The organism is Benzoatithermus flavus, from assembly GCF_037908215.1.
In the GTDB taxonomy this organism is placed as follows: domain Bacteria; phylum Pseudomonadota; class Alphaproteobacteria; order Geminicoccales; family Geminicoccaceae; genus Benzoatithermus; species Benzoatithermus flavus.
Window position 1 is genome coordinate 1 of record NZ_JBBLZC010000049.1, and the last position, 6,656, is coordinate 6,656.

Below are 6,656 nucleotides of genomic sequence, written 5' to 3' on the forward strand. Positions count from 1 at the left end.
ACGCCAGACTTTGTGGGAGCCGTTGATGCGTCAACCTTTGGTGCGAAGATGCCTCGCGCTAGCTGGGACTTCATCGGATCGCTCAAGATTCGCGTCCCGCCAATCGAAGTTCAATCAAGTATCGCCGACTACCTCGACCGCGAAACCGCCCGCATCGACGCGCTGATTGCCGAGAAGGAACGCATGCTGGCGCTGCTGGAAGAAAAACGCGCCGCCCTCATCAGCCGCGTCGTCACCTGCGGCCTCGATCCCAACGTCCCGCTCAAGCCTTCCGGTCAGGAGTGGCTGGGCGAGATTCCGGCGCATTGGCCAACAACCAAATTCTCTTGGGACGTTTTCATATCTGAGGGGCAGGTCGATCCTGAAGATGACCGTTTCTTAGAAATGATCCTGATAGCCCCCAATCATATTGAGTCACGCACGGGGCATGTTATCTGTACAGAGACCTCTGTAGAACAAGGTGCGATAAGTGGGAATTATTTGTTCAGAAAGGGCGATGTCCTTTATTCAAAAATTCGTCCCGCACTGCGTAAGCTCGCACTGGCCGATGAGGACTGCTTGTGTAGTGCGAACATGTACGCGCTCCGTCCGTCCGAGAGACTGCTGCCAAAGTATCTGCAGTATCTCTTGCTCTCCGAGGATTTCTCTACGTGGGCAGAGCTCGAATCCGCTCGGGTCGCAATGCCAAAGATCAATCGGAAGGCTCTTGGTGCTATACGAATACCAGTTCCTCCACTTCAAGAACAAGAACGAATTGTTACTGAAATTCGGAATGGTACAGAACGAATCGACCGCCAGCGCAAGGCAATTCGAATGAGCGTTGATTTGCTGAAGGAACGCCGTGCCCCACTGATTACTGCCGCGGTGACTGGACAGATTACCGTTAAGGAACAATGCCTATGAATCTCAAGTTTACTGGCACCCCCGAGGAACTAAGGCACAAGCTCTCGTCTCTCGGCGGCGAATGGAGCGATGGTCAATCAAATAAAATGGTGCTCCGCCTCAATGGAGGAGTCCTGAACTGGTTCATCAGTACGGGAACGCTGCAATTCCAGGGCAGGAGTCCAGGACTTGAGCAGTTACAAACCTCTGTTCCTCATCTGCTTTATCCCGAGGAATACAAAGAACACGAGGTGACGATTGCGCAGGCTGCGGAAGTGGCCACAGGGATAAAGCCGAGTGACGAGAAGACAGATACCCCGGAAGGTCTCTATCTGCAAGGGAAATTCCAAGACACTGAATTGGTTATTGGTATCGTGAACGCCGTCGGGACCGAGTACATGCGCGTACTAGGTCCGCTGATAGACCGTCTGCAAGGTTTCGGATATGCCGTGAAAGAGATTCGTGTGTCGGATCTATTGCCCAGACCAGATGGCAAAGTTGGGGAGTATGATCGAATAAAACACTACATGAAACATGGCGATGAACTCAGAAACAAAACAAGAAACAACGCGATACTAGCAGCCGGAGCAGCTCATAAGATTAAGGAATTGCGGGAAAGCGATCCAAAAAAGACGGCGTACATTGTCAACTCTTTAAAACATCCGGATGAGGTCGAGTTTTTGCGCAAGGTATATGGCGAGGGGTTCTACTTGTTCGGCATTCACGCCGATGAGAAACGCAGGCACACCTATCTAGTCCATGATAAATCGCTAACTCAAGTGCAAGCTGAAGAACTTATTCGCGTCGATGAAGATGAGAAGATCGAACACGGGCAGAGAACCAGGGATACTTTCCATTTGTCTGATTTTTTTATCAGTCTTGGAAAAAACAACGACCAAGTAAAGAATACGATTCAGCGGTTTTTGGAGTTGCTTTTCTCCAATCCATTCAGAAGCCCGACTTTTGACGAGTTTGCTATGTTTATGGCGTTCAACTCCTCAATCAGGTCTAGCGACCTATCTCGACAGGTTGGCGCCATCATTGCGCGCAATCAACAGATCCTCGCAACTGGAGCCAATGACACACCCAAATTTGGTGGCGGTCAGTATTGGGCGGAGGTCGACCCTGCAACCGGTGAGGTGTATGACGTAGAAGACGGTAAGGACTATAAGAGGGAAAAGGATTCGAACAAGGCGGCTCAGCAAGAGATTATTCATGAAATTGTTAACACACTAATCGAACAGTCATTTGCGAGCGAAGAGAGGAGGCGAGAGCTCGAATCTATTCTTGCGAAGAGCAAGATATCCAACCTAACTGAGTTCGGACGGGTAGTCCATGCCGAAATGGAAGCAATCCTGTCCTGCGCGCGCGTTGGTATTTCGACGTTGGGGGCAACGCTGTATTGCACGACCTTCCCTTGTCACAACTGCGCCAAACACATCATTGATGCTGGGATAAAGCGTGTCGTTTATGTCGAACCTTACCCAAAGAGTCGGGCGCTGGACCTTCACTCTGAAGCGATATCACTTCGAATAAGTTTCGATGAACATCCCAAAGATGATCGTGTCTTGTTTGAGCCTTTCACTGGAGTTGGTGCCAGACGGTTCCTCGATCTTTTTTCCATGTCGCTTGGCGGTGGTTCAAAGCTTAAGCGAAAAGACAAGACAGGACGCACTGTCGAGTGGAGTAAGGAGAACGCGGTTGCCCGCACACCATTGCTTCCAAAGTCGTACTTGGATATTGAGAAAGCGGCTTCTGACCTCTGGGAAAAACGGGCCAGCACATGAAGCGCACCAGCGAAGCCGCGTTCGAAACCGCCATCGAGGCGATTCTGCTGGCCGATGGTTATGCGCGGATCGACGCCAAGGGCTTCGACCGCGAGCGGGCCATCTTCCCCGAAGAGGCGCTGGCCTTCATCCGGTCCACCCAGGGCGCGGTGTGGCAGAAGCTGGAGGCGCTGCACGGCGAGCAGACCGGTGCGCGGGTGTTGGAGTCCTTGTGCAAGTGGCTGGACACCCACGGCGCGCTGGCCACGCTGCGCCATGGCTTCAAGTGTTTCGGCAAGACTTTGCGGATTGCCTTCTTTCGTCCCGCCCATGGCCTGAACCCGGAGCTGGAGGCGCGCTACCAGGCCAATCGGCTGGGGTTGACCCGGCAGTTGCACTACAGCCCGACATCGGAGAAGTCGCTGGACGTGGTGCTGTCGGTCAACGGCATCCCGGTGGTGACGCTGGAACTCAAGAACCCCTTGAGCGGCCAGACCGCGGCCAACGCCATCCATCAGTACCGTCACGACCGGGACCCGCGCGAACCGATCTTCGTGTTCAGCAAGCGTGCGCTGGTGCATTTTGCGGTAGACACCGAGGAGGCGCACATGGCCATGCGGCTGGCGGGCTCCTCCACCCACTTTCTGCCCTTCAATCGGGGCGTGGACGGCGGCGCCGGCAATCCGCCCGACCCCGCGGGGCGCAATTACAAGACGGCCTACCTGTGGGAAGAGGTGCTGCAGCGTGACAGCCTGCTCGACCTGCTCGCCCGCTTCCTGCATCTGGATGTGCAAGAGAAAACCACGGACGAGGGCAAGAAGGTTCGCAAGGAGAGCTTGATCTTCCCGCGCTACCACCAGCTTCAGGCCGTGCGGCAGCTGGTCGCGGCGGCGGCCAGCGAGGGCGTGGGCCACAACTATCTGGTGGAACATTCGGCCGGCAGCGGCAAGAGCAACACCATTGCCTGGCTAGCGCATCGGCTGTCCAGTCTGCACAACGCGCGCGACGAGCGGCTGTTCGACAGCGTGGTGGTCATCACCGACCGTGTGGTGCTGGACCGTCAGTTGCAGAACACGATCTACCAGTTCGACCACCGCCAGGGTGTGGTGCAGAAAATCGATGAGGACTCGCGCCAGCTGGCCGAGGCCCTGGAAGCCGGAGTGCCGATCATCATCACCACGCTGCAGAAGTTCCCGTTCGTGTCGGGGCAGCTGGCCAAGCTGAGCGAGGAGCGCGGCGAAGGCAGCAAGAGTCATCTGCCGGCCCGCCGGTACGCGGTGATCATCGACGAGGCGCACAGCTCGCAATCCGGCGAGACGGCGACCGAGCTCAAGGGCGTGCTCGGTGGCGAGCATCTGCGCCGCAAGGCGCAGGAGATGGCCGAGGAAGAAGGCGAAGTCGAACTGGAGCGCCTGTTCCGCTCCATGGCCAAGCGTGGGCATCAGCCGAACATCAGCTTCTTCGCTTTCACCGCCACGCCCAAGCACAAGACGCTGGCGATCTTCGGCCGCAACGGCGAGCCCTTCCACCGCTACACCATGCGCCAGGCCATCGAGGAAGGCTTCATCGAAGACGTGCTCAGGAACTACGTCACCTACAAGACCTACTACAAGCTGATCAAGAAGGCCCAGGACGACCCCAACGTCGAGCGCAAGAAGGCGGCCAAGGCGCTGGCCCGTTTCATGCGGCTGCACCCGCACAACATCGGCCAGAAGACCGAGGTGATGGTCGAGCACTTCCAGCACTTCACCCGGCACAAGATCGGCGGCCACGCCAAGGCGATGGTGGTCACCGGCTTGCGGCTGGAGGCGGTGCGCTACAAGCAGGAATTCGATCGCTACATCCGGGAGAAGGGTTACCCGATCCGGAGCCTCGTGGCGTTTTCGGGCTCGGTGAACGACGACAAGATACCGGGGAAGTCGTACACCGAGGTGGAGATGAACGGTGGCCTCAAGGAGAAGGACTTGCCCGACACCTTCGCCAAACCGGACTACCGGGTCTTGCTGGTCGCGGAGAAATACCAGACCGGCTTCGATCAGCCGCTGCTGCACACGATGTATGTCGACAAGCGCCTGGCCGGCATTCAGGCCGTGCAGACCCTCTCACGCCTGAATCGAACGCACCCGTTGAAGGACGACACCTTCGTGCTAGACTTCGTCAATGAGCCGGGCGACATCCAGGAGGCGTTTCGCCAGTACTACGAAGGCTCGGTCATGGGCGAAGAGGTCGACCCCGACCGGCTGTACGAAGTCAAGGCCGAACTCGACGCCTCGGACATCTCTGCAGACCGAGGTGGCCGACTTCGCTCGCGTGTTCTTCGCGCCCAAGCGCCGCCAAAGCCCCGGCGACCACAAGGCGATCAACGCGATTCTCGACCAGGCCGTCGCGCGCTTTTCGCAGATGCAAGGCACACAGGAAGAGGAGGCCGAGCTTTGGCGCGGCAAGCTGCAGGCCTTCCAAAACCTCTACAGCTTCCTGAGCCAGGTGATCCCTTACCAGGACAGCGATCTCGAAAAGCTTTACACCTACCTGCGGCACCTCGCATTGAAGCTGCCCAAGCGCAGGAGCGGGCCGGGCTACCAGTTCGACGAGGAGGTCGAACTCGACTACTACCGGCTGCAGAAGATCAGTGAAGGCTCGATCAGCCTGAACGAGGGCTACGCCAAGCCACTGGACGGCCCTCGCGAGGTGGGGTCGGGCATGGTCCGTGAAGAGCATGTTTCGCTGTCACGCCTGATTGACATCATCAACCAGCGCTTTGGCGGCGAGTTGAACGAAGCCGATCAGCTGTTCTTCGACCAAATCGCAGAGGCCGCGAGTCAGAACGAGTCGCTGCAGAAAGCAGCCGAGGTCAATTCGCTGGACAAGTTTCAGCTCGTGTTTCGGCAGGTCCTCGAGTCCTTGTTCATCGAGCGCATGAAACTGAACGAGGAGCTGTTCACCGACTACATGGGCAAGCCAGAACTGCAGGAGCTGGTCTCGAAATGGCTAGGAAGCCAGGTCTACGACCGTCTCGCGACGGCGAAGAGAACTGGCGCGTAGGGCGAGTTGATGCCCGCCGGTGTGGTCGGTTTGCCGGACTGATCGACTCGCCCCGGCAACCCGCGCCGGTGCGCGTAAGCTCGAAAAGCCAGTCTGCGGATGGTCAACCACCTGCCACGAGGTCCATGACCGCGTCGCCGCTATGCAAGTCTGCAGGCGCAGCACCACCCACGGCTGGCGCAGGCAATACGGGATACGGGCGACGGAGGGCCAGGATTCTTGCGTACCATGGTCTTTGAGAGACGGCTTGTCAGGGCCGACGTCTACATGTCGTGACCGGCGCCAGCGGTGGTCTATCCGACCCCACGTGTTCTCTACAGCCCGCCCTGGACATGCATGCGCCGCAGCCGTTGTACGTATACCCGGCACCCGTGGTGGTTTACCCGGGCTACGGCAAGAAGTGGTACCTGCACGAAGCAAGACGTGACGGCAGGCGCAGCGACCGAGCAGCAGCTGGGGCGATTGATCTCCTCACGGGGCGTTTGGAACCCAGCCGCAAGCCCCCCTGAGGGGGCGCAGAATGCACGTCGGCAGGGGTGACGATGTAAGGCATAAGGCGCCCGGGGTGAGGAAAATCTCAGTGCTTGCGCATGGGCGCAAAGTCGATCGGCACCCAACTGTGGCGTCTGCGTCTGTCGAACCTCACGTGACCGATCCCTGGGAAGGGCAGGTGCATGCCGGTCACGAGTAGGAGGTCTTTCGCGCTCATTCCCAGCATCCGCTTGCGCGTGGCAGCCGCCTGCTTCTGGTCGGGGTCGAACGCGATCGTGGTCTGCCACCGGCTGAACTGCACGTACGTGTTGTGTACGATGTCTCCCCAGACGAGCAACCGCTCCCCGGCCGATTTCAGCAGGAAGCGCGTATGCCCCGGCGTATGCCCGGGCGTGGCAAGCGCGCGGATACCGGGCAGCACCTACACCTCAGCCCCATTGAAGGTCTTGGTCCGGCCGGCGGCGATATAGTGGC

At 58.2% G+C, this 6,656-nt stretch carries 3 protein-coding genes and 1 pseudogene; 3 read left to right on the forward strand and 1 reads right to left on the reverse strand.

The genetic code is table 11. The annotated features are described in order from the left end of the window. The 3 genes and pseudogenes from U1T56_RS23770 to U1T56_RS23780 form a co-directional block, all read left to right on the forward strand. Nucleotides 1-903, forward strand: a 903-nt coding sequence (locus U1T56_RS23770; RefSeq protein WP_418162000.1) for a restriction endonuclease subunit S, incomplete at its 5' end; no start/stop codon positions are given. After that, a complete protein-coding gene (locus U1T56_RS23775; protein WP_418162001.1) occupies nt 900-2,669 on the forward strand; it encodes an anti-phage dCTP deaminase in 1,770 nt (589 codons plus the stop codon). The genes U1T56_RS23770 and U1T56_RS23775, both read left to right, overlap by 4 nt. Next, nucleotides 2,666-5,690, forward strand: a pseudogene (locus U1T56_RS23780) (type I restriction endonuclease subunit R). Before U1T56_RS23775 ends, U1T56_RS23780 begins: the two are co-directional and overlap by 4 nt. A gap of 577 nt (nt 5,691-6,267) precedes the next feature. On the opposite strand, the gene U1T56_RS23785 reads toward U1T56_RS23780, so the two are convergent. Beyond that, on the reverse strand, nt 6,268-6,603 hold the full coding sequence (locus U1T56_RS23785) for an MBL fold metallo-hydrolase (protein ID WP_418162002.1): 336 nt from the start codon (nt 6,601-6,603) through the stop codon (nt 6,268-6,270). Between the last annotated feature and the right edge of the window lie 53 nt (nt 6,604-6,656).

Bases quoted from the DNA above. Each gene is read 5' to 3' on its own strand.
- U1T56_RS23775 (WP_418162001.1), top strand. From the start codon at position 900: ATGAATCTCAAGTTTACTGGCACCCCCGAGGAACTAAGGCACAAGCTC.